The organism is Tritonibacter sp. SIMBA_163, from assembly GCF_046535935.1.
GTDB classification, from domain to species: domain Bacteria; phylum Pseudomonadota; class Alphaproteobacteria; order Rhodobacterales; family Rhodobacteraceae; genus Epibacterium; species Epibacterium scottomollicae.
Map to the genome: position 1 here is coordinate 1 of NZ_JAWJBP010001534.1, position 229 is coordinate 229.

The window sequence follows — 229 nt, forward strand, 5'->3', positions numbered from 1 at the left end:
GCCCTCACCTTATCTGAATGCACATCCGTATATAGCGTGAGTGTGGCGGCCTGTTTGTCTGCGCCGCGCAGCACCACCGTGCGTGCCTGAGGCATGCCGGCTGGGCTGACGGTTGCCAAGGTAGGATGCCGCGCGGGTGCGTGGCGGTCGTGTACGCCGCGAATCAAGCGTGCCCACAGGTGGTCGTGAAGCTGAGCCAGCGACAGCGGAATGCGCTGCGGCCGACCTT

General features: G+C 65.1%; 1 pseudogene. It reads right to left on the reverse strand.

Annotation, left to right across the window (positions count from 1 at the left end):
- Positions 1 to 167 (reverse strand): annotated as a pseudogene (locus tag R0J92_RS27420) (pyridoxamine 5'-phosphate oxidase); the annotation flags it as partial.
- Positions 168 to 229: the final 62 nt, after the last annotated feature.